16 protein-coding genes and 1 other RNA gene are annotated in these 23,211 nt (G+C 48.3%); 9 read left to right on the forward strand and 8 right to left on the reverse strand.

Going from position 1 to position 23,211, the window contains the following annotated elements:
- Positions 1–38: 38 nt before the first annotated feature.
- Positions 39–527 (reverse strand): CvpA family protein, encoded by a 489-nt coding sequence (locus L2725_RS18715; protein ID WP_115135575.1) that lies wholly within the window; start codon positions 525–527, stop codon positions 39–41.
- A 214-nt stretch (positions 528–741) separates the two neighbouring features.
- Between L2725_RS18715 and L2725_RS18720 the strand changes: the two genes are divergently transcribed.
- From L2725_RS18720 to pyrI, 3 genes are all read left to right on the forward strand, one after another.
- Positions 742–1,716, forward strand: a complete 975-nt coding sequence (locus L2725_RS18720) for a patatin-like phospholipase family protein (RefSeq protein WP_248934862.1) — start codon at positions 742–744, stop codon at positions 1,714–1,716.
- Positions 1,717–2,142: 426 nt separating this feature from the next.
- Entirely contained in the window at positions 2,143–3,072 is a 930-nt protein-coding gene (gene pyrB / locus L2725_RS18725; RefSeq protein WP_249250347.1) for an aspartate carbamoyltransferase, read from the forward strand.
- 12 nt (positions 3,073–3,084) lie between these two features.
- Positions 3,085–3,552, forward strand: coding sequence for an aspartate carbamoyltransferase regulatory subunit (pyrI, locus tag L2725_RS18730; RefSeq protein WP_249250350.1), 468 nt, complete (start codon positions 3,085–3,087; stop codon positions 3,550–3,552).
- 58 nt (positions 3,553–3,610) lie between these two features.
- Here pyrI and L2725_RS18735 read toward each other — a convergent pair whose 3' ends face one another.
- The 5 genes from L2725_RS18735 to L2725_RS18755 all read right to left on the reverse strand — a co-directional run bounded on the left by L2725_RS18735 (position 3,611) and on the right by L2725_RS18755 (position 15,386).
- Complete coding sequence (locus L2725_RS18735) at positions 3,611–6,505, reverse strand: TonB-dependent receptor plug domain-containing protein (protein ID WP_249250351.1); 2,895 nt, start codon at positions 6,503–6,505, stop codon at positions 3,611–3,613.
- Between the two features lie 1,019 nt (positions 6,506–7,524).
- Complete coding sequence (locus L2725_RS18740) at positions 7,525–10,419, reverse strand: TonB-dependent receptor plug domain-containing protein (protein ID WP_115135580.1); 2,895 nt, start codon at positions 10,417–10,419, stop codon at positions 7,525–7,527.
- A gap of 505 nt (positions 10,420–10,924) precedes the next feature.
- A complete protein-coding gene (locus tag L2725_RS18745; protein WP_115135581.1) occupies positions 10,925–12,058 on the reverse strand; it encodes a porin in 1,134 nt (377 codons plus the stop codon).
- Positions 12,059–12,274: 216 nt separating this feature from the next.
- Complete coding sequence (locus tag L2725_RS18750; protein WP_249250352.1) at positions 12,275–14,653, reverse strand: DNA polymerase II; 2,379 nt, start codon at positions 14,651–14,653, stop codon at positions 12,275–12,277.
- A 103-nt stretch (positions 14,654–14,756) separates the two neighbouring features.
- A complete protein-coding gene (locus tag L2725_RS18755; RefSeq protein WP_249250353.1) occupies positions 14,757–15,386 on the reverse strand; it encodes a MarC family protein in 630 nt (209 codons plus the stop codon).
- 182 nt (positions 15,387–15,568) lie between these two features.
- On the opposite strand from L2725_RS18755, the gene dinG reads away from it, so the two are divergent.
- The 5 genes from dinG to L2725_RS18780 are packed head-to-tail and all read left to right on the forward strand — an operon-like array spanning position 15,569 to position 20,730.
- Complete coding sequence (gene dinG, locus L2725_RS18760) at positions 15,569–17,644, forward strand: ATP-dependent DNA helicase DinG (protein WP_249250354.1); 2,076 nt, start codon at positions 15,569–15,571, stop codon at positions 17,642–17,644.
- Between the two features lie 24 nt (positions 17,645–17,668).
- Positions 17,669–18,442, forward strand: a complete 774-nt coding sequence (locus L2725_RS18765) for a sulfite exporter TauE/SafE family protein (RefSeq protein WP_249250355.1) — start codon at positions 17,669–17,671, stop codon at positions 18,440–18,442.
- Positions 18,439–19,101 (forward strand): primosomal replication protein, encoded by a 663-nt coding sequence (locus tag L2725_RS18770; RefSeq protein ID WP_115135586.1) that lies wholly within the window; start codon positions 18,439–18,441, stop codon positions 19,099–19,101. Before L2725_RS18765 ends, L2725_RS18770 begins: the two co-directional genes overlap by 4 nt.
- Positions 19,102–19,111: 10 nt before the next feature.
- Positions 19,112–19,825, forward strand: a complete 714-nt coding sequence (locus L2725_RS18775; protein WP_249250356.1) for a DUF2057 domain-containing protein — start codon at positions 19,112–19,114, stop codon at positions 19,823–19,825.
- Positions 19,825–20,730 (forward strand): histone deacetylase family protein, encoded by a 906-nt coding sequence (locus L2725_RS18780; protein WP_249250357.1) that lies wholly within the window; start codon positions 19,825–19,827, stop codon positions 20,728–20,730. Before L2725_RS18775 ends, L2725_RS18780 begins: the two co-directional genes overlap by 1 nt.
- 117 nt (positions 20,731–20,847) lie before the next feature.
- Here L2725_RS18780 and ffs read toward each other — a convergent pair.
- An RNA gene (gene ffs, locus L2725_RS18785) (signal recognition particle sRNA small type) lies at positions 20,848–20,944 on the reverse strand.
- 165 nt (positions 20,945–21,109) lie between these two features.
- On the reverse strand, positions 21,110–21,418 hold the full coding sequence (locus tag L2725_RS18790) for a ComEA family DNA-binding protein (RefSeq protein WP_115135589.1): 309 nt from the start codon (positions 21,416–21,418) through the stop codon (positions 21,110–21,112).
- A gap of 386 nt (positions 21,419–21,804) precedes the next feature.
- Here L2725_RS18790 and L2725_RS18795 point away from each other — a divergent pair, with 386 nt between their 5' ends.
- Positions 21,805–23,196 carry a DASS family sodium-coupled anion symporter gene (locus L2725_RS18795; protein ID WP_380711703.1) on the forward strand — a complete coding sequence of 464 codons (1,392 nt, stop codon included), beginning with the start codon at positions 21,805–21,807 and terminating at the stop codon, positions 23,194–23,196.
- The last annotated feature ends 15 nt before the right edge of the window (positions 23,197–23,211 follow it).

Consider the following 23,211-nt stretch of genomic DNA (forward strand, 5'->3'; position numbering starts at 1 on the left):
GCCCTTCCTTGGTGGGAAGGTGCAAAACTGCCCTTCCCTTATATTTGGGGTACAAAGCTTGAGGTATCTTCCAAATAATGGAAAAACCACTGGATAACCACACCGAACTCGGGCACCAGCACAGAATCCTTCCACCATTGGGTGTTGGGTGCACCGGTAAAGGCATCCAAAAAGAACAGCAGAGCACTGACGATTAGGGCACCTCTAATGCCGCCAAACACCAGGCCCAACACACGATCGGTTCCCGACAATCCTGTCTTGGCAACCAGCTGCCCCAGCAAGTAATTCACCAGGGCACCGAGTATAAGAGTCGTTACAAAGAGTATGGCTATGGCCACGCCATTTCGCACCATTTCATCCCCAATCTGGGTTAGGTGGACGGCGAGATCCTGATAGAACTGACTGGCAATAAAGAAAGCAACAAACCAGACAACAAGAGACATGGCTTCCTTGGCAAAGCCCCGGACCAGGCTGATAAGCGCTGACAGTCCGACAATTCCGATAATGGCGTAATCAATCCAAACCATGAAAGAATGGCATCCGAAAGAGTAGTTTTAGACGGGCGGGATTCTAGCAGGATCTGGCCCTCTTCTCACCTCTGGATCAAGAAATTACGGTAATTATCAATTCACTCTGGCGAACAGTCAGCCAATCGGTCACCACTATTTGAACAATCTTTAATTTTATCCCGTTAACCATCCCAAGTAGCATGGGGGAATTCCCCAACTGCACAACTGACTAATGAGCTCATTCCTCAAATATCAGCACAGTGCCAGTCTCAACCGGGTAAGACAAGGAACCGCACTCATCGCCGAAGGAGGTGGCCAGAAAGGCATATTCACCGCAGGCGTTCTCGACAGTTGGCTGGAGCTGGGCTTCAATCCATTCTCGTTAATGATAGGCACTTCAGCAGGCGCCCAGAATCTTTCCAGCTTTCTGTCTGGTCAACAGGGTTTCGCTCAGCGCTCGATTATGCAGTTGACCAGAGACAAACAGTTCTTCAATCCCGGCCGCGCTTTTTTGGGTGGGAATACAGTGGACCTGGATTGGTATTTTCATAAAACCACCCAGAATGAATACCGCCTGGATGTCGATAAAGGCGTGCAAGCATTGGCAGACAGAGAGTTCCTGATAACCTCTACCCGAATCAGTGATATTCAACCCAGCTTTTTCAGTCCCAATCAAGATAACTGGCTCCAGCTTCTTAAAGCCTCTAGCGCCCTGCCATTTCTTTACCGTAATGGCGTTGAGATTGATGGTGAGCATTATCTGGATGGGGGACTGGCCGCACCATTGCCCATAGAAGAGGCCTATCACAGAGGCGCACGCCGGATTGTGGTAATACGTACCGCTCCGTCTGATACTGAATTCGCCACGCCCTGGGTGCACAGACTCAGTGACTGGCTTGAGCAACACCATAGACAGGTACCTATGGTGGAGTATCTGGCTCATCATGAAGCGGTATACCAGCGCTCTTTGGCATTTCTGGATAATCCTCCGGAGGATCTGCAGATACTTCAATTGTGTCCCCCAACTCCTCTGTCCAGCAGGTTGATTGGCAGCGAAGATAAGTCACTGCGTTACGACTATCTGTCAGGTATGGCGATGGGACGCAGAACCCTGCTGGGTGGCAAACTCAACTTTGTACTCAGAGGTGATCAAAGTATTCCACACTGGCCTGCCCCCTGGACATCGCAGGCAGCAACGGCGGGTTAGCCCTGCTATGTTTTGCTTTTAGTTATCCGGGTTTGAGCTAGGGCTCCCAAGATAGTCCGCACTATGAGTTTTTACCTGTCCGGTACCACCAGTCTTTTTGGCTGCAGATGAAGGATTGCGACCATGGCGATGTAAGCGCCTTATTAGACGCCACAAATTTCACACGACAAAGTCGGATAAAGACTATGTTAAACTGAGAGTTAGCCCCTATGCTCATGCATCAGGGCTTGAAATATACAACAAACAGCGTATAGTCACGGGAATTTTGTCTGGAGCACAGTAACCCTATGGTATTTGCCATCTCTTTCAAGTTTCGTACTTGCCACCGTAACTTCGGTGCGACCGGGTATTTGCTCCAGTCTATACATAATTAAGCCTCCTTTATTGGGGGCTTTTTTTTGGGTCAAAAGCCAAAGGATAAGAAACATGCCTAATCCGCTCTACAAAAAGCACATATTGTCCATTCCGGAACTGTCCCGCGAGGAACTGGAATTGGTGGTTGAAACTGCCGGTCAAATCAAAGCCGAGCCGAGACCCACTCTACTGCAACATAAAGTGATTGCCAGTTGCTTCTTTGAAGCATCAACCCGTACCCGCCTGTCTTTTGAGACTTCCATCCAGCGCCTGGGTGGCCGGGTCATTGGTTTCCCCGATGCAGGCAACACCTCTGCAGGAAAAAAGGGAGAGACACTAGCGGACTCTGTACGTGTTATCTCCTCCTATGTAGATGCCTTTGTCATGCGCCACCCACGTGAAGGCGCTGCTCGTCTGGCCTCTGAATTTTCTGGCCGCGTGCCTGTAATTAACGGTGGCGACGGTGCTAACCAGCATCCAACCCAGACACTGCTTGACCTGTTCACCATCTATGAAACTCAGGGTCGCCTGGACAACCTGCATATCGCCATGGTGGGTGACCTGAAATATGGCCGCACAGTGCATTCATTGACGCAGGCACTGACCAAGTTCAAAAACAACCGCTTCTACTTTATCGCTCCGGACGTGTTGGCCATGCCAGACTACATTCTGGATCAGGTTAAAGAAGCCGGTATGGAATACAGCATCCACAGCACCATGGAAGAGGTGATGTCTGAATTGGATATTCTGTATATGACCCGGGTTCAGAAAGAGCGCTTCGACGAGTCTGAGTACGCTCATATCAAGTCAGCCTTTATCCTGAGTGGTCAAACTCTGGAAGGTGCCAAAGACAATCTGAAAGTCCTGCACCCGCTGCCACGGGTAGACGAGATCACAGTAGACGTCGACAGCACACCCTATGCCTACTACTTTGAGCAGGCAGAAAACGGGGTCTATGCCCGCCAAGCACTGCTGGCACTGGTACTGAACGAAGAGATTTAAGGAAGCGATAACATGACCAAAGATAACCACCTGAAAGTAGAAGCCATTAAAAATGGTACTGTTATCGATCATATCCCAGCTAACGTGGGCTTTAAGGTACTGAAGCTATTCAAGCTGGATGACACTGCAGAACGTGTCACCATAGGTCTGAACCTGCCCTCTTCTGCTTTGGGCAAGAAAGATCTGATTAAGATTGAAAATGTGCTGTTTGACGAACAGCGGGCAAAACGTCTGGCACTGTTGGCTCCAAATGCCACGGTCAACAAAATCGAAAACTACCAGGTCGTCGCCAAACTGCCGGTTGTTCTACCCGAGAACATCAAAGGCGTGTTCGGCTGCGCCAACACCAACTGCATCACCCATGTAGAGCCTGCAGTGGAAAGCCACTTCGGCGTATTCGTTAAAGACGGGGATATCCAGCTCAAGTGTAAATACTGCGAGAAGGTGTTCTCAAGAGAAGTAATGACAGAGCAGGCTTAAGCACTATTTAAAGGCATAAAAAAGCCCTGCTGTTGCAGGGCTTTTATTTAGTTCAAAATTAGAACTTCTGGCTCAGGCGCAGGAACCAGCTACGTCCAAACAGGCGATAAGTACTCTCATCGGTACTGATGAACGCAGGCTCAATGTACGGAGGCTCTTCGTCAGTCAGGTTGGTGATACCAACACTGATCTTAGTACCCCAATCAAAGCCATAGGAGGCTGAGATATCATGGTACAGGAAGGAGTCCACACCATACTGGTGGTTACCCTTGCTTGGATCATCAGGATCGTTTGGAGTTGTTCCCCAATAAGTCAGGTCATCATACTCAGTACCTGAAATGTAGTTAGCAGCATAGCTAACGGTCAGGTCTTCCCACATGTAAGAAGCAGTAAAGTTCAACTTATCTGACGCATAGGTGTTGTCATCAGAGAAACGACCGTTAACATCGTCCATCTCGAACGCCAGGGTGTCAGAATTATATTCCTGGTTCTCACGCTCTAAGAAGTGCGTCCAGGACAGGTTCAGGTTGAAATCACCGGCCAATGCTTCAAACGCATAGTTAACCTCGGTATCGATACCTTTAGCTGTCATGCGGCTTAGGTTAACTGACTGCGCTTTAACGTAAACAATTTCACCATTCTGACGGACTACGTTGTTACACAGCTCCTGCACACCACCTACATAACAGCCATTCAGTGAATCTTTGGCCGCGATTGAAGAGATAACGTCATCAATCTCGATAGACCAGTAGTCAACTGTAATACCCAAGCCTTCAACAAACTCAGGTGAATATGCGATACCAACAGTGAACGTATCACCTTCTTCGGGCTGCAGGTCTGGGTTACCACCTACTTTAGCCAGCTGCTGTGAGTCGGTGTTGTTACTACCGCCGTTTGGTACACCTGCAGCAATACAGTTCGCCTTGGTTGCATCTGTTGCATCTGCCCATGTACCACTGCTACATGGATCTGTCGCTGATGGGAATGAGTCACTTGGAGGCGAGAACAGAGAGCTGATACCTGGAGCACGATACACAGTACCATAGGTACTACGCGCCAACAGGCCGTCAAAGATCGACCACTCCAAGCCTAACTGGTAGGTCGTTGCAGAATCAAACACGCTGAAATCATCGTAACGAACGCCAGCTTTCAGGTCGACTCTCTCAGCACCTGGCAATCCTTCAAGTACAGGGATTACAAATTCTGCAAATACACTGTTAACTTCGAACTCACCGGAAACACCTTTACCTTTGTTACCCGTGACAGCTTCGTTGTATTTACCGGAATCCAGCACGGTATCCAGCTCTTCCTTGCGGTATTCATATCCAAAACCACCAGAAACAACGCCTGCTGGCAACTCAAACATATCTCCACCCACAAATGCGGTGAATGTTTGCAGTGTATAAGTTGTAGAGTCAATCAGTGGTGCAGATACATAATCCAGCATCTCCTGAGTTACGGAGCCTGGACCACCAAACACGTTCATTGATACACAGTCCGCAATCGGGGCTTCTGGCGTACCACAAACGATCTTGCCATCGGCATCCTTAAACGACGGGCCAAGTGCATTCGCAAGGTTTGGACCGAAGTACTGACCAAAATCAGTGGAAGCTGTAGAACTATGACCATAGTTGTAGTTAACGTCATAGTAGAAGTTATCGTTGATATCCCCTTCGAAGCCAATTACCTGCTGGAAACGAGTCACATCCTGTTCAAATGAGCGACCACCTTCGAGCATACGACGACGTGAACGCAGAACATCCTCACCAAACGGGTTGTAATAGTTGTCTTTTGACACACCGGTGAATGGAACCATTACCTGGTTACCGTCATCGTCCAATACTGGGGTGCCATCTTCATTAGTCTTGCCGTAGAACCCTTTATATCCAGGGTTAAACTTGGTGTCATAAGGTACGGCCGCCAGCTCCTGGCGAGAAGTACGATGATTCAGACGGGTTTCTGAATACATAGTCACATGGTCATTCAGCTCAAAACTACCTTCCACGAAGAAGTTTAATTTCTCGTAAGGAGTTTGAAGATAGTTCACTGGTGCATAGTTGTATGAATCAGCATTTGTGTAAGCTCTGAAGTCATCCTTTGAGGCAAGACCTGCGGCACACTTATCATTTGTCAGGTTGGGACCATGCTGGAAATAGAACTGACCACATGGAGGCGAACCACTTCCCAAGAAATATGCATTCGCATCTGGGCCTGTACCAATCAGTCCATTTTTCCAGAATGATTCTTCAGCTGCGGCGCCAAAAATTACCCATGGGTTATTCAGAAAGTCAATATCAGTATCACCCTGATATACTTCATCTTGTTTCACGTAGTCGACACCGACAACCATGTGGCCTTTATCGAATGCCGCACCGCCAACAAGACTGAAGCTGTTTTGCTTGTTCTCGGTAACATCAAAAGAGTTCTTGGTTTGCGCAGTGAACTCAAGACCCTCAAAATCTTTGCGGGTAATAATGTTCACCACACCAGCAACAGCATCTGCACCGTATGTTGCAGATGCACCATCTTTCAACACTTCAATACGGTCAATCATTGAGCTTGGAATAGTCTGGAAGTCAACAGAAACCGGACGACGGCCATTGACCAGAACCAAAGTTCTGGAGGTTCCCAGACCTCGCAGTTCAACGAAAGTACCACCGTTACCACCGTTGTTAGTGGTTGTCATCACTGGCGAGCCCGACATTACGGCGCTGTTTTGCAGGAACTGACCTACATCCTGAATACCCTGAACAGCCATTTGCTCAGACGTAATAGTGGTAATAGGTTGAGCAGTTTCGAGGTCCGTACGCTTAATACGTGAACCGGTCACCTCGATACGCTCGACACTTTCATTCTCCTCAGCCGTAGCGATTGGAGCGGTGAAGGCAGCTGCAGCAGCCCCACTAACCAACGCAAAGCGTACTGAGTTAGTTATAAATTTGCTCTTCAACATTGTCGATCTCCCTGGACAATTATTATTTTAATGTTCAAGACGATATTAATAACCATAACACCACCCTGAAGCCACAGATAAAATCACAATTATCACATTCCTGCAACACTTATATCTACAAATGCATGCCCAACAATCCAAAGGGAGAAGCAGGCAAATCAATACAATCAACAACAGCTTGCTCTGAGACTCGTTAAAGTAGTGCTATTCCGATTATCCACTCACTTTCCCAGCTTTTTGTCGTAAACCCTTCGTTACAGAATTTTCAAGAGAACATTTGCTCAAAGTTCAAACACCAGACTATGGACTCTGTCCTACAAAGCTCTTTTCAGTAGGTCAATGCACTTTTAACGTTAGTTATATGAAAACCAGCACTTACTGAACAAAGCCAAGTAACTTGAAGAAGGTGCAAAAATAACGACTGAACACTTAAATATGAGATGAGATAGATGAGATTAAAATGAATCCGTGTATCACGACAAAGTTACTGAGTCTGACATATGATAAGCCCTATACAAAGTGCTGGTATGTAACAAGAATTCTCCTTCTTACTGCTACACAAAGCTATATAGTGCTCCTCGGAATGATCTTTAAATTATCCAGTTTTTAAAACTAACTGTAATTCAATTGCTCCGTAGCGTCATGAATGTAGTCGCGACTGTGTGGACAAAGCGCACTAGCCGCACCAGTGAATGTCTACCATAACATACGATTACTGTCGTAATTTGGAGCAAAGACGTTAGTAAATTTACCCAGAGAAATGAAGGTAACCAGAGGGTTTTACTGAGCTTAGCTTTGTCGTGAATTTGACAATCCAGTGTATCAACTGAAGGTAGAGGAATTACTGTTTATAGAAGTTGTTACCAATAAAACCTCACATAACGTTATGACGAAATATAGTAGAGCAGCGTAATCGTCTAATCAGCTCGCGATCGCGGAAAAATAAAAATGCCCGATGAGTCATCACCGGGCATTTTCCCCTAAAATATCAACTAGTTTTTAGGTTTGAGCCAAATCAATTAGAACTTCTGGCTCAGGCGCAGGAACCAGCTGCGGCCAAACAGGCGATAAGTACTCTCATCGGTACTGATGAACGCAGGCTCAATGTACGGAGGCTCTTCGTCAGTCAGGTTGGTAATACCAACACTGATCTTAGTACCCCAATCAAAGCCATAGGAGGCTGAGATATCATGGTACAAGAAAGCGTCTACACCGTACTGGTGGTTACCTTTGCTTTCGTCGTTGGCATCATTTGGAGTCGTACCCCAGTAAGTCAGGGTGTCATACTCTGTCCCTGAGATATAATTAGCAGCATAGCTAATATTCAGATCTTCCCAAGTGTATGAAGCAACAAAGTTGAACTTGTCCGTCGCATAGGTATCGTCACCCTCAAATCGGCCATTCAGATCTTGCATCTCAAACGCCAGGGTGTCCGAATTGTAAACTTGGTTTTCACGCTCTAAGAAGTGAGTCCAAGAAAGGTTCAGGTTGAAATCACCAGACAGAGCTTCAAAAGCATAGGAAATTTCGGTATCGATACCTTTTGCCGTCATTCTGCTCAGGTTCTGATTCAACTCGTAAACGAATTGAATTTCACCATTCGTCCTAACAACGTTGTTACACAACTCCTGAACACCACCTTTGTAACATCCATCCAGAGAGTCTGCAGCTTCAATACTGGAAATAACGTCATCAATTTCAATTGCCCAGTAATCTACAGTTACACCCAGACCTTCGACAAAGTCAGGCGAATAAGCGATACCCACAGTGAACGTATCACCTTCTTCAGGCTGCAAATCTGGGTTACCACCCACTTTACCTAACTGCTGCAGGTCACTGTTGTTACTACCGCCGTTTGGTACACCTGCAGCAATACAGTTTGCCTTAGTTGCATCGGTAGCATCTGCCCACGTGCCGCTGCTACATGGGTCTGTGGCTGACGGGAAAGAGTCACCTTGAGGACTGTATAAAGTACTTATCCCTGGAGCACGGTATACAGTACCATAGGTACTACGCGCCAGCAGGCCGTCAAAGACCTCCCACTCCAAACCTAACTGATAAGTAGTAGCAGCATCAAATACACTGAAATCATCGTAACGAACGCCAGCTTTCAAATCGAGGCGTTCTGCACCAGGCATGCCTTCCAGTACTGGAATTACGAATTCCGCAAATACACTGTTAACTTCGAAATCACCGGAAACACCTTTCCCTTTGTTACCGGTAACCGCTTCGTTGTACTTACCAGAATCCAGGACGCTATCCAGCTCTTCCTTACGGTATTCGTAACCGAAACCACCGGAAACTACGCCTGCTGGTAACTCAAACATATCACCGCCCACAAACGCAGTGAAGGTCTGAAGGGTGTATGTCAGGGAGTCAATCAGTGGGGCAGATACATAGTCCAGCATTTCCTGAGTTACAGAGCCAGGGCCACCAAACACATTCATTGATACACAATCAGCAATTGGAGCTTCTGGAGTACCACAAACAATATTGCCATCAGCATCTTTAAATGATGGGCCAAGTGCGTTAGCCAGGTTTGGACCAAAGTACTGACCAAAATCAGTGGAAGCTGTAGAACTATGACCATAGTTGTAGTTGACGTCATAGTAGAAGTTATCGTTGATATCACCTTCGAAACCAATTACCTGCTGGAAACGAGTCACATCCTGCTCAAATGAGCGACCACCTTCGAGCATACGTCGACGTGAACGCAGAACCTCTTCACCAAATGGGTTGTAATAGTTGTCTTTTGACACACCGGTGAATGGAACCATTACCTGATTACCATCATCATCCAATACTGGAGTACCGTCTTCGTTGGTCTTGCCGTAGAAGCCCTCGTAAGCAGGGTTGAACTTGGTGTCATAAGGTACGGCCGCCAACTCCTGACGAGAAGTACGATGGTTCAGACGGGTTTCTGAATACATCTTCACATGATCATTCAGCTCAAAACTACCTTCCACGAAGAAGTTCAACTTCTCATAAGGAGTTTGAAGGTAGTTCACTGGCGCATAGTTATATGAGTCAGCATTTGTATAAGGTCTGAAATCATCCTTGGAAGCAAGGCCAGCAGCACAAGTATCATTGGTCAGGTTTGAGCCATGCTGGAAATAGAACTGGCCACATGGAGGTGAGCCACTTCCCAAAAAGTAAACATTGGCGTCAGGTCCTGAACCAATCAACCCATTTTTCCAAAACGAGTCTTCAGCTTCCGAACCAAAAATCACCCAAGGATTATTCAAAAAGTCGATATCTGTATCACCCTGATACACTTCGTCCTGCTTCACATAGTCGATACCGACAACCATGTGGCCTTTATCAAATGCCGCACCGCCAACAAGACTGAAGCTGTTTTGCTTGTTCTCGGTAACATCAAAAGAGCCCTTGGTTTGCGCAGTGAACTCAAGACCCTCAAAATCTTTACGGGTAATAATGTTCACCACACCGGCAACAGCGTCTGCGCCGTATGTTGCAGATGCACCATCTTTCAACACTTCAATGCGGTCAATCATTGAGCTTGGAATGGTCTGAAAGTCAGATGAAACCGGGCGACGGCCATTGACCAAAACCAAGGTTCTGGAAGAGCCCAAACCACGCAGTTCAACGAAGGTACCACCATTACCACCGTTGTTGGTGGTAGTCATTACTGGCGAGCCGGACATAACGGCACTGTTTTGCAGGAACTGACCTACATCCTGAATACCCTGAACAGCCATTTGCTCGGATGTAATAGTGGTAACAGGTTGAGCAGTTTCGAGGTCCGTACGCTTAATGCGCGAACCGGTTACTTCGATGCGTTCTACGCTTTCATTTTCCTCAGCCGTAGCGATTGGAGCGGTGAAGGCGGCAGCCGCAGCTCCACTAACCAACGCAAAGCGTACCGAGTTAGTTATAAATTTGCTCTTCAACATTGTCGATCTCCCTGGACAATTATTATTCTATTTTTCGAGACGCGAATTTCACAATACAACCATCTCGATGCCCAGATAAAATCACAATTAACACAATTCTGCAACATCGGTATCTTGCAAAATAATTAGCAATATCAAACAACAACAATACAAACGCAATAGATTAAACCACCAAAGAACCCCGCCAACAGAACTTAAAACTAACAGACACAGCACAAGCAATAACAACAGACTATTTTCAGCAATTAAGGCAAATTTTAACCCCCTTTAATAATTAGCCAAACCTAAAGTGATATAACTCGTTATAGATAGATCGATAACTAGATACTGAAATATTTACGGCAAATGTCAGCTAAACAGTAAACGCTGCTTTTTACGGATGGTGGGACTAAATTCATCAGGTCAAACTGAGTCATATGAGCTAACTGACCTGCTGTATTTAAAACAAAAAACCCGACTCATTGAGTCGGGCTTTTCCTATCGAATTTAACTGTAGCGCAAATTCTTAGAAGCTGTAGCGAACGCCTACTGCGATAGCGTTGTCGCCTTCAGACTTCACGCCACCCTGAACGTACTTGCTGAAGTCTGCTTTACCTTCAACGTACATCATGATGTTGCTGTCCCACTTGAACTCAACACCGGCTGCAGCGTACTGCATAGTGTTTTCAGTTACAGTCTGGCCAGCAACTGGAGTGTAGGCGTCATCAGCGTCCAAAAGGTTGTAGTAAGCGTATGGACGGAAACCGTTACCCAGGTTGTAAGAAACGAATGCTTCAACACCGTAAGCTGAAGGGATCAGGAAGCCGTTCTTATCCAGCTCGTGATATTCGTTCTTGTTGTAGTTAACGGACGCATATAGACCGTCACTCAGGGCACCCCAGGTCGCACTTACTGCGTAGATAGAATCAGTTTCAGAGATAGTTGAACCATTCTTCAGTGTGCCCTGGAACTCACCCACGTTACCACCAGCAGACAGCACCAGTTTGTCCATCAGCTTGTAAGAGACAGACGCACCATAGGTGTCGTTATATTCCAGGCTGTCCAGCGTCGAAGAGTTGTCCAGCGCGATCTGGTTAGATTGCAGCTGAGCTTGCAGAGCGAAGCTAAAGTTACCAAAGCTGTTACGGTATTGAACGGCTTTGTCTGCACGTCCGGCACCATCGATACCGCCACTGCCATCCAGGCTGTATGCACCTGAAGCGCTACCGCCCCATACCAAGCCGTTATCAGTACCTACTACGACATCGTAATAGGCGCTCCACTGCTTACCGAAAGAGAAGCTACCGTACTTGTCGTTGCTCAGACCAACATAACCCAAACGGTTGCTGATGAAGTCGCCGGTGCTGGCAGAGAATTTACTGTCGTTGTTGTATACCAGAGAGGTATCGCCGAATGGGTTTACACCCCATTCCATTTTAGCAAAGGCGTTCCAGCCGTTGCTCAGTTTGTGGCTGAAGTTGAAGTTAATACGGGAAGCACCGTTTACCAGTTCAGTTTCGCCATCAGTGCTCAGGATACGAGCATCAGCGTAACCACCCATGGTGACTTCATTGTTGGCATCTTTATAGAGTTCAACGGCGGAAGCAGCAGGAGCTGCGGTGATTGCTGCTAGCGCAGCAGCGATGAGTGTTTTGTTCATCTGTGCCTAACCTATTGTATTCAATCTGCGTATTACACTCCGTTGTTATTTTTCTATCCTAGACGGAACGCAGATTAGCAAGACACTTTGAAGCCACCCAAGTTACATTTAGCAAAAACTTGCGCCATGTATCACTTTTATCGTGAAAAAACATTTAGAAATCGTGATTTTCACCACAATGATACATATTGTAAACATTGCGCATATATGAGATCGCTAAATTAACATTAGCTGTGATGAAACAACTTTGTCGTAATTTAACTTCATAACTTGAAGGACAGGCTCTGCCACAGAGCGAATTTGGCGTTGCAGATAATAGTCATAATCCAAAGGTGCAGTTTGACATTCAACAGGTTGTGCGCCCTTGGTCGTCATCACATATTTGATACGGCTTCCTCTTTTAGCGTGGCGGGAATCTCCGGTTTGCTCAGCCAGGATCTGAGCAGCCTTAACATGGGGCGCCGATTTTGCTGTGTAATCAGCGACGTTTCTTTTTAACCTTTTACTGAATACCAACTGTTCATCCAACTGACCCGCCGTTAATTTCTCAGAAACCAGCAACAAGTATTCATCAAGCGGTTCACCGGCAAACAGCCTGCGATACAACTCCAATTGCACCTGTTTGGCCAGGGGAGTCCAGTCACTTCGGACCTGCTCCATGCCTTTGAAGATCAGCTCTTGCCCTTTACCAGTGCTTTTTATACCTACATATCGTTTCTTACTACCCTGATCTGACCCCTTAAGGGTCGGCATGAAAAACTGTTGATAATGGCACTCAAACTCCAGCTCAAGCCAGCTAACTAGACCAAACTCCTGATTTAATCTCTCTGCCCATCTGTTGTTAATACGTTCAACCAACTGTTTTCCCAACTTATCGGCATCGCTGGCCCCCTGTTCAAGCCAAACGAAGGTAGAATCGGTATCACCATAAATGACCCGATAACCCTCTTCCTCTATCCATACCTTGGTCTGTTTCATGATTTCATGACCACGCATGGTAATTGAGCTGGCCAGCCTCGCATCGTGAAACACACATCCCTTTGAGCCAAGCACACCATAAAGAGAGTTCATAATGATTTTAATCGCCTGGGACAGGGGCGCATTGGAGTCAGACTTCGCCTGTTCACGCATCTGTGCAAGCTCAGCAATCAGTCCTGGCAAAATAGGATTGTGTCGGCTGAACCTGGCTCCCAGAAAACCAGGTACAGAGTCCTCCTCCGGCTCCAATAAGCCATCAACCAAACCCTTGGGGTCAATAAGAAAGGTGCGGATGATTGAGGGATACAGACTTTTGAAGTCCAGAACCAGTACATCCTTATATAGCCCGGGTAGCGAGTCCATCACGTAGCCGCCCGGGCTCTCAAGGCCACCAAAGTCTGACATTTGCGGCGCAACATAGCCGGCTCTGTGCAGGTGGGGGAGGTACAGATGATTGAATGCAGCAACAGAGGCACCGACACGCCCAAGCTCCAGCCCCGTCATTCGGGAACGGGCCAGTGCAAAGTCAAACAACTGGGTATGCTCGAAGATGTCCCAAACCAATCGGCAGTCGGTGAGATTGTAAAAAGCCAGTGCTGATTTGTTTTCCGCGAACAGGCGGCCTATCTCACCTCCCCTGTCATCAACCTTGTCTATGGCTTTCCCTTCGCCCAGCAACTCACGGGATACAAACTCCAGTGAATAGCTGTCAAATTGATAGAACGCGGCCTTAAGCCAGTCGATACCATCCAGTACCACCCTGCCCGGCAGTTCCAAAGTTTCTGGTCTGAACTTGTCAGCCACTTTCCATGCCAACGGCGTTTGGGCTCGTCCCAACAGTAATGTCATGCCATATATTTGTGCCCTGCGGTGCAGCAGCGCCAGATCAAACGTCACGACAGCCCAGCCAATGATCAGATCAGGATCATATTCGGTAAACCAGTCTACAATTCCCTCAAGCAGGGACTTTTCATCAGCAAACCAGATGAGCTCGCAATCAAGCTCTTCACCAGCCTCGTTAATCACAGTCCGGGTTTCCGGCCCTTCACCGACCATCAAGACGCAGGACTTTTCATCGGAATAGAAACCCGCAGAGTAGAGTTCTCCACTCATACTGCACTCAAGGTCAAACGAGACAGCGCGCAAAGGTAAATCCAGCAGCCCGGTTTTCGCTCTATGCAGCTGGTAATGCTTCAGTGAGCCCAGCTGGCCAAGCTCAGTCACCTCACCTTTAAGATCAAGGTTGATATACCTTTCCGTCAGAAACCGGGTTTGAGGCCTGATATCACTTTCAAACAGGGGAATGCCGGCATCGGTAGCCATTCTTGTCAGTTCACTGACCGCACGGTAGTCACTCAGGTAAACAGCCGCCACCGGCTGAGATTCAAAGCTCTTGAGCTCCAGCATACGGCTGTGATGAAAACGCGCTCCCATCGTCTGCAGCCTTGGCAGGTCCTGCTGATGACAAAAACAGATAAAATCCCCTTCAGCCACATCCAATACTGCTGGCCCTGAGGGCGTTTTCACCATGTATCTGAGGCAATATCCATCATTGACCCGCACTCTGTGACGAGTCAGCACTCTGGCTTGAATGAGTTGTGAAGAAGTTTGAGTCATAGCGGATTACTGGAAACTTTTGCCAGAGTCTATCACGGTCTACGCACTGAAAAGGAAGTAAACCGGGCGACAAGCGCCCGAAGACCAGAATCGTAAAATCGTATCAGGATAAATGATGCTGATATTGTGCAACCACATCCAGCACGCCCTGGATTAACATCTGGCAGCCGATGACAGCCAATATCAATCCCATCAAACGGGTAATAATATTCAGGCCGTTGTCGCCAATCTTTTGAATAATGCTCTGACCATAAACAAAGCTGAAAAAGGTGGTAACACACAAGACGCCGAACATGGCGATAGTCAGAATAATCTCACCCCACCCTGCCGATGCGCTGTAGTTCATAGCGGTCGCGATAGTGCCAGGCCCTGCAAGCAAAGGCACAGCCAGCGGCGAAATACTCACATCCTCCGCCTGCAGATCTTCCCCCTGATGGAGCGTATTGCCCGACCCTTTCAACATTTGATAGCCAATAATGAACACAATAATGCCGCCGGTAATCCTCAGCGCAGCCAGACTAATGCCGAACAGATGGAAAATCGATTTCCCCAGTATTGCGAAAGCGCAAATAATCACGAATGACAACATCAGCGCCTTCGAAGCGGTTTTCATTCTTTGGGCCTGTTGTTGGTGAGCAGTTAAACCAACAAAGGCCACGGTATTGGGTAAGGGGTTCATAATGGCGAAAAAACCGAGGAATACGGTCAAACCATGTTGCAACAGATCATGCATAACCAGCTCCAGAAACAGAAGATTATGCTGAGCATAAAAAGTAAATCACTCAGCAAGGTGTATCAGCCTGTAACCTAGCAGGAAATTTGACTCCTTGTCTGCCCCGGATTGTTGCACTGTGGATTCCCGCCAACCAAGTTTACTGTTATTCTATACAGCATTTTCCACCACCCTGTACCTGCATGCTGTCTGACAAAGTCAAAACCCAGATCCGTACCATCTATAAAGCCATTTCGGCCGCACTGCCCAACTTCCGCTCCCGACGGGAACAGAACTATATGGTGGCAGAGATTTCCAAAACCCTGGCCGGGGAGTACGACAAGCACAGACGCATCATAGTAGTGGAAGCCGGAACAGGTATCGGTAAATCCCTGTCATACATTCTCGGTACCATCCCTCTGGCGTTGGCCAGCAAGAAGAAAGTATGTATTGCCACCGCCACAGTGGCGCTGCAGGAGCAGTTGCTGCACAAAGATCTGCCTTTTTTCCTGCAACACTCTGAACTCGACTTTAAGTTTGGTCTGGTAAAAGGACGTCAGCGTTATGTCTGTCTGGCAAAACTGGAGATGCTGATCGGCGGTGATAACGGCATGCAGATGGCGATGTGGCAAACCAAACCGGATCAAAGCCAGGTCGACATGCTGCAAACCTTGCTCAAGGACTATCATGAAGGACGCTGGAATGGTGAACTGGACACGCTCAAAACACCTATCCCGGATCACCTGTGGCAACAGATCGCCTGTGACAAGCACAGCTGCCATCGACAGAATGCCAGCCACAGACACTGCCCATTTCATAAAGCCCGGGAAGATATCGATAGCTGGGATGTGCTGATTGCCAACCACAGTCTGCTGTTTGCCGATCTGGAACTGGGGGGAGGTGTTATCCTGCCCGACCCGGAAGATATGTACTACGTCATCGACGAAGCACACCACCTGCCGGTTGTCGCCAGAGACTTCTCCAGTGGCCAGGCAACCCTGCGTGGTGCTACCGATTGGCTGGAGAAGATGATAAAGCTGAGTGCCAAGCTGCAAAATCAGCTTAAGACTACCCATATCATCTCGCCGGTGCAAATGCTGCAGGACTATGCCGCCGATCTGACCACCCAACTTAATCAGATGGCCAACTTCTGCGATACCCAGGCCAGTAAATTTGCCAATGGTGAAGGCAGAATGCGGTTCGAGCACGGTAAACTGCCGGACGCAATCAAACCCCTGACAGAAAACCTGGCCACCAGCTCCAACCTGGCGCTGAAGCAGTTCAACAAGATGCAATCGGTTTTGACCGAAGCGATTAAAGATGGCGAACTGCCAAAACACCAGGCCGATGCCTTGATGACAGAGTGCGGATTTATGCTCCAGCGTTTGGAAAACCTGTCCAAGCTTTGGAAGATGGTTGCCCGTGAGGATAACAGCAAAGGGGCTCCTCTGGCTCGCTGGGTTGAGCAACTCACCGGTGGCAAGCAGGTGGATTACCTCTGGTGTGCATCACCTATCGAGGTGGGCTTTATGCTGGAGTCCATGCTGTGGGAAAAAGCCGCTGGCGTAGTGCTGTGCAGTGCGACCCTGAGGGCATTGAACCGATTTGAACACTTTGCCCATCAGGTTGGCTTGTCTCTCAATGACGGCAGTCGCTACCTGGCACTTCAGTCCCCTTTCGACTTTGAAAATAATGCCACCCTGTTTCTGCCCAAAATGCGAACCGAGCCAACGGACGATAAATACACGGCAGAGCTGGCTGAACACATTCTTAAGTTGACCGAGGATGAAACCTCGACGCTGGTGCTGTTTGCATCCTACTGGCAGATGGAAAAAGTGGTCGAGCTGGTCGAAGGCAAACTTAAACAACCTTTGTTGATACAGGGAACAGCGCCAAGACAACAGCTGCTGGAAAAACATAAACAGCGCTGTGACGATGGAGAATCATCAATTATCTTTGGTACAGGCAGTTTCTCCGAAGGTCTCGACCTGCCCGGCGACTACCTGACCAACCTGATTGTCACCAAGTTGCCGTTTGCGGTGCCTACCTCACCTGTTGAGCAGGCTCATGCTGAATATATTAAGCTGAAGGGCGGTAACCCCTTTTTACAGCTCACAATTCCCGATGCTTCACGGAAACTGATCCAAAGCTGTGGTAGATTGTTGAGAAAAGAGCAGGACTATGGTCGTATCACCATTCTGGATCGCCGCCTGATCAGCAAACGTTATGGCGCATCTCTTCTCGATGCTCTGCCTCCCTATCGACGGGTCATTGAATAATACCAGCAGGTATAAAGGATTAGCTTGGAACTGTTAGCCGATCCCGGCAGTTTGGCCATTCTGGCTGCTGTCGGGTTTATTGCAGGATTTATCGATGCCGTGGTCGGAGGGGGTGGCTTACTTTCAATCCCGGCTTTGCTGACTCTGGGCTTGCCTCCACATATGACATTGGGTACCAATAAACTGGCCTCCAGTTTCAGCTCCTGCATGTCGGCCTGGACCTATTACAGAAAACACTTCTTTAAACCCGCATTCTGGTATAACGCAGGTATAGCCTGTTTTCTGGGAGCGGTTGCCGGTACCTTTATCGTTTCTGTGGTCGACAACAGTGTGCTGGATAAGCTGTTGCCGCTGATCATCATTATCATCGCGCTCTATACCCTGCTGAACCCCAAAGCCATGGGATGTGATAAGTGTAAGCCCCCCAAAGTTGCCCCGGCATCCAAAACCCAGTGGCTTCACGGTTTGCCCCTTGGCTTTTACGACGGTTTCGCCGGCCCGGGAATAGGCGCGTTTTGGACTGTCTCCTCGACCCGCCTGTACCAATTGCCTGTGCTGCACAGCATTGGCCTTGCGCGCGCAATGACCTTTGTCAGCAATGTGACCTCTCTCACTATCTTCCTGGCGCTGGGACTGGTAAATATTCAGTTGGGGCTGGCCATGGGCGTCTGCATGATGTTCGGTGCCTTTATCGGTGCCCGCTTTGCCATTAAGTTCGGATTACCCTTTATTCGTCCGCTGTTTATTACCATAGTGATTCTTATCGCTGCCAACCTTGCCTGGAGAGCCTGGTTTTGAAACACCAAGACCTTATTCGTCGTTTGCGCACTCAGCTTCGCAGCCTGGAGCAGGAAGTGTTGCGCCACGATCAGAATCTACCGGAAAAGGACAGCAAACTGCTTAAGGATGTCGAGCGATTCAACCATGAGTTGTTTCATCAAACGGGGGGACGCCTGGGCCCCTGCATTCCGCAACTTGGCAAACTGATTGGCAACCTGGAAAAACAACTGCAACTGGGGCTGAGTGCAGATCTTATTCGCCTCAGCTGTGAACGTATTCAGGACAGATTCGCCGCACTGAAACGGGCGCTGGCAACCACAGATGTCAATATCAAAGATGCCAACCAAACCCGTGACAGTAAACGTGCCCGTTATATGAAGCAACAGGCTAATCGTCACCAAACTTCAGGGTTTGACTGGATTGCCTCATCTGTAATGCAAAACAGCCATCAACTCTATGATGAACTGAACAAACATTTGAACTGGGCCAAACGAATTGAGCAAAAAATTGCGCAACTCAATATGGCTCTTGATAATTGTCCCAATACTGACAAAATCAATCTTCAGCACGAAATACTGGCCATGCATCGCCGCCTGGGGAAATGTCGCCAGGCAATCAGCTATATCGAAGATCGCATCCAATTGCTGGAACGGCCTTTTAAAGATTACAACCGTTAAAGGAGCAACAATGAAATCGTTACTGCCTGTGACCGCGCTGCTGGCCCTGTTTGGCCCCGCATCGGCTTTGGCTGGCAACCTGTCTATTCCCATGAGCTTTGAATATCTGGCGATGGATGGACAGACCATAGAATCCAGCCTGTTTAACCACAAAGCCGATCTGCATCTCCCGGCTGGCGAGCACAAAATTGCGATTCGCTATCATGAATTGGTAGAGGATGATTTCAGCGACAGCCAAAGCTTTATCAAGTCCGCCCCTTTCATTGTGACTATGGTCGCGACTGAGGATGGTGAGTATAAGCTCAAGCCTGCCGGTAGTGATGTTGTGAAATATCCGGAAAAATTCGCCAAAGCACCAAAGATTGAGCTGATTGCTGATGATGGCGGTAAAGTCGCATACAGCGTTGAATATACAGATCTGGAGGAGAGCAACTTTATCTCCCGCCTGCTGGGTGATAACTCTGGCGTCAACGTGACTCAGGCAGCCGCAGCAGCGACCGCAACTGCCGCCGTGGCAACTCAGCAGCCAGTGGCTCAGGTTGCTGCTATGCCACAAACTGTTACTCAGCAACAGGTCGTGAACCCGACTCAGGCTCCTCAATCCGCTCCTGCTGCCAATCCCAACAGCGCAGCCCACGCCGAGCAGATGCTGCAGTACTGGTGGTTGCAGGCTGATGAGCAGACCCGCAAACAGTTTATGAGCTGGGCAATCAAACAGCTTTAATGATCCCACTCGTGTATCACGCCAGCTACTCCCAGCTGGCGTTACCTCCCAATCACAGATTTCCCGTCTCCAAATACCAACACTTAAGAGACTGGCTTATGGCCAATGGTCATGCCATACCCTCACAGTTTGTCAGTCCCACGCCAGTGAATGAACAGCAACTTGGGTTTATCCATCACCCGGATTATGTTCACGGCTTTTTCAATAACCAGCTTGATCCCAGGGTAATGAGACGTATCGGCTTTCCATGGAGTGAACAACTGCTGGAGCGAACCCGACACGCAGTGGCCGGTACACAACTGGCCGCTATGCAGGCACTTGAATATGGTGCAGCTCTGCATCTGAGTGGCGGCTATCACCACGCTCACACAGAGTTTGGCAGTGGTTTTTGTGTGTTCAACGACCTTATTCTAGCAGCGCGCAGTGCCATCGACTCAGGCAGAGCCAATAAAGTGCTGATCCTTGATTGCGATGTACATCAGGGAGATGGCACAGCAGCAATGGGCCAGCGCTACGATGATATTATTACCTGTTCATTCCATGCCGGTCGTAACTTCCCGGCCCGCAAACAGCTCTCTGATCATGATATTGAATTTGCTGACAGATGCGATGACAGCGAGTACCTGGCGACAGTCGAATCAGTATCGACTTACCTCATCAGGCTGTGCCAGCCGGATTTGGTGCTCTACGATGCCGGTGTCGACATACACCAGGATGATGATCTCGGCTATCTTTCGGTATCCACAGAGGGCTTGTACAAAAGGGACAGCATCATTCTGTCGGCCGCCCGGGAGCATAATATCCCTGTTGCTGCCGTGATTGGTGGTGGATACAGCAAAGATCCCATGGCACTGACCCAAAGACACTGTCAGCTGTTTTTAGCCGCTAATCAAATCTTTGGATAATTAGCCTTAGCCCACCTGCTTTAAAAGCCAAATTACGATAACAGAGCTTGATACTTAAAGAGGAGCACTTGGGAAATCGAGAAGTAAGCCTTTTTGCGGGGCTTAGAAATGGAGATGGCCCCAGAGCCACACCCCGGCACACGAGTCGCCTGCTGCGGTTGCTCCCTTCCGGGCCTGGCCGAGTTCACAGGTTATCATTGCGGGGGGACCCTGGGGCCACCACAGAATTTGTCAGCTCGCTGACAACGGCGGCATTATTACTTAACCGCCTTGAGTGATCAAGGAAAATTCCTTAAATATCGGCGATAGCGGGTCTGACTGTTTACTGGATAAACAAAAAGCCTGCATCAAGCAGGCTTTTGAGTATTTTCAGATCAAGCTACAGGCTAATCAGCCCTTTGTTGTCCTTCAGGATCTTGTCTCCAATACCTTTGACTTTAGTCAGCTCATCTACTGATTTAAAACCACCATGAGCCTCACGGTAATCAATGATCGCCCTCGCCTTGGCTTCACCCACCCCTTTCAACGCTTGCAATTGTGTGACAGATGCAGTGTTCAGTTGGATGCGCATGGCGTATCCTTGCGATACCGACTTGCTCTTCAGTTCGCTGGGCTCTTTGGCCTGAACGGCAGCAGTTACGGGCAGAAGTAAAGCGGTTAACAGGCACAGTGTTTTGGTGAGTTTCATAATCACTCCTTGATAAGTGGATGCCGATACTCCCTGGCGATTGAATCAAAACAAACCTTAGTTCAGGTTTTTGAAATGCGCCAATACGTGACGCGCATCACCAACGCAAAAGCGACAACAAAGATCTGCGTCACAGTTTTTCACTGCTAATTTATTTTCAGCTGTTCAGTTTTTACTCCCGCCTCAAGCGAGCTCAAATGAATTGTTGTAATTAAATCAACATCACATTGCCGCAAACCTCACAATTTCTAACGACTTAAGATGTCGTTCACATCAGTTCTGTCATTATTCTGTAAATACCGGATCACAATCGGCCACTTTTCCACCTCATCAATTTCCCCTACATTACAGCTCTTATAAAAATTACAAGGGAAGTCACCATGTCTATGCCAACCAGTGGGGAGACGGCTCCTCAGCCGCCACAGGACAACGGAATGCAAAAGCGCAACATGATTATTCTGGTTGCAGATATACTGCTGCTGTTCGCACTGCAATATCTGCTGCCGTTCGAGCCTGGGGTCAATATCGGCCTGTCGATTCTGGTGTTCGCTGCAATCCTCTGGCTGACAGAGGCGATTCATATCAGTGTTACCGCAATTCTGGTGCCCATTCTGGCAGTTCTCTTTGGGGTGTTTGAAACCAAAGCGGCCATGAGTAACTTCGCCAACCCCATCATTTACCTCTTCTTTGGTGGTTTTGTGTTGGCCGCAGCCCTTAACGCCCAGGGCATTGATAAACTGATCGCTCAAAAAGTGCTGCAGGCGTCAAAAGGAAAGCTATCCACCGCATGTATTTTGATGTTTGGTGTAACCGCAGGTTTATCCATGTGGATCAGTAACACCGCGACTACCGCTATGATGCTGCCGCTGGCATTGGGGATCCTGAGACAACTGGATGCCAACACCCATCACAAGACTTATCTGTTTATGCTGTTGGGTATCGCCTATTCAGCCAACATTGGCGGTATTGGTACTCTGGTGGGCAGTCCACCAAACGCTATTGCAGCGGCGCAGGCCGGGCTGAGCTTCGCAGACTGGCTCTCTTTCGGTTTGACCACAGTGGCCATTTTGCTGCCAGCCATGTTGATTGCCCTGTATTTCTACTTCAAACCAGACCTTTCAGTTGTGTGCGAAGTCACTGAGGAGAAAGCCAAGCTGACCTTGAGTGGCAAACTGACTCTGGCCATCTTTATTTCAACCGTACTGTGCTGGATATTCTCCAAACCTCTGTCCAAAGCATTGGGCGGCATTCCTCAGTTTGACACCATAGTGGCCTTAAGTGCCGTAGTATTGCTGGCGGGCCTGGGCCTGGTGGAATGGAAAAAGATTGAGAAGACCACTGACTGGGGCGTGCTTATTCTCTTCGGCGGCGGCCTGACCCTGAGCGCCATACTCAAGGCAACTGGCACCTCAGTATTCCTGGCGCATATGGTGACGGACATCTTTGGTAACACCCATATGGCACTGTTTGTGTTTGTGGTTATCTTCTTTGTCGTAATGCTGACTGAATTTGCCAGCAACACCGCCAGTGCCGCCCTGCTGGTTCCCGTGTTTGCCGCAATCGCTGAAGCTCTTGGGTTGTCTCCTGTCATGCTGTCAGTCCTGATTGGTATTGCTGCTTCCTGCGCCTTTATGCTGCCGGTAGCCACACCTCCCAATGCTATTGTTTATGGCTCTGGCTTTATCAAGCAATCAGAGATGATGCGAGCAGGCCTGGTCATCAATATCATCAGTATGCTGGTCCTGTATGCGATTGCTCATCTGTTCTGGGGCATCTAATCGGACATTGCAGCA

The organism is Shewanella corallii, from assembly GCF_023349125.1.
GTDB classification, from domain to species: Bacteria; Pseudomonadota; Gammaproteobacteria; order Enterobacterales; family Shewanellaceae; genus Shewanella; species Shewanella corallii.

What these genes read in the sequence shown, in the direction of transcription:
- L2725_RS18715 (WP_115135575.1), bottom strand. Translation starts at nt 527, where the DNA reads ATGGTTTGGATTGATTACGCCATTATCGGAATTGTCGGACTGTCAGCG.
- L2725_RS18720 (WP_248934862.1), top strand. Translation starts at nt 742, where the DNA reads ATGAGCTCATTCCTCAAATATCAGCACAGTGCCAGTCTCAACCGGGTA.
- pyrB (WP_249250347.1), top strand. Translation starts at nt 2,143, where the DNA reads ATGCCTAATCCGCTCTACAAAAAGCACATATTGTCCATTCCGGAACTG.
- pyrI (WP_249250350.1), top strand. Translation starts at nt 3,085, where the DNA reads ATGACCAAAGATAACCACCTGAAAGTAGAAGCCATTAAAAATGGTACT.
- L2725_RS18735 (WP_249250351.1), bottom strand. Translation starts at nt 6,505, where the DNA reads ATGTTGAAGAGCAAATTTATAACTAACTCAGTACGCTTTGCGTTGGTT.
- L2725_RS18740 (WP_115135580.1), bottom strand. Translation starts at nt 10,419, where the DNA reads ATGTTGAAGAGCAAATTTATAACTAACTCGGTACGCTTTGCGTTGGTT.
- L2725_RS18745 (WP_115135581.1), bottom strand. Translation starts at nt 12,058, where the DNA reads ATGAACAAAACACTCATCGCTGCTGCGCTAGCAGCAATCACCGCAGCT.
- L2725_RS18750 (WP_249250352.1), bottom strand. Translation starts at nt 14,653, where the DNA reads ATGACTCAAACTTCTTCACAACTCATTCAAGCCAGAGTGCTGACTCGT.
- L2725_RS18755 (WP_249250353.1), bottom strand. Translation starts at nt 15,386, where the DNA reads ATGCATGATCTGTTGCAACATGGTTTGACCGTATTCCTCGGTTTTTTC.
- dinG (WP_249250354.1), top strand. Translation starts at nt 15,569, where the DNA reads ATGCTGTCTGACAAAGTCAAAACCCAGATCCGTACCATCTATAAAGCC.
- L2725_RS18775 (WP_249250356.1), top strand. Translation starts at nt 19,112, where the DNA reads ATGAAATCGTTACTGCCTGTGACCGCGCTGCTGGCCCTGTTTGGCCCC.
- L2725_RS18780 (WP_249250357.1), top strand. Translation starts at nt 19,825, where the DNA reads ATGATCCCACTCGTGTATCACGCCAGCTACTCCCAGCTGGCGTTACCT.
- L2725_RS18790 (WP_115135589.1), bottom strand. Translation starts at nt 21,418, where the DNA reads ATGAAACTCACCAAAACACTGTGCCTGTTAACCGCTTTACTTCTGCCC.
- L2725_RS18795 (WP_380711703.1), top strand. Translation starts at nt 21,805, where the DNA reads ATGCCAACCAGTGGGGAGACGGCTCCTCAGCCGCCACAGGACAACGGA.